At 48.8% G+C, this 412-nt stretch carries 1 rRNA gene; it reads left to right on the forward strand.

Annotated features, from left to right (window positions below):
• Positions 1 to 412, forward strand: a 23S ribosomal RNA gene (locus tag HFD97_RS22060); the annotation flags it as partial.

The following is a 412-nucleotide window of genomic DNA, read 5'->3' on the forward strand; positions in this document are numbered from 1 at the left end:
GAAGGTGTACCGTGAGGAGCGCTGGAACGCATAGAAGTGAGAATGCCGGTATGAGTAGCGAAAGACAGGTGAGAATCCTGTCCACCGTAAGACTAAGGTTTCCAGGGGAAGGCTCGTCCGCCCTGGGTTAGTCGGGACCTAAGGAGAGACCGAAAGGTGTATCCGATGGCCAACAGGTTGATATTCCTGTACTAGAGTATAAAGTGATGGAGGGACGCAGTAGGCTAACTAAAGCAGGCGATTGGAAGAGCCTGTCTAAGCAGTGAGGTGTAAGATGAGTCAAATGCTTATCTTTATAACATTGAGCTGTGATGGGGAGCGAAGTTAAGTAGCGAAGTTAGTGACGTCACACTGCCAAGAAAAGCTTCTAGCGTTTAATTATACTCTACCCGTACCGCAAACCGACACAGGT

Origin of the sequence: Pantoea sp. EKM103V, assembly GCF_011800365.1 — a bacterium.
In the GTDB taxonomy this organism is placed as follows: Bacteria; Pseudomonadota; Gammaproteobacteria; order Enterobacterales; family Enterobacteriaceae; genus Pantoea; species Pantoea anthophila.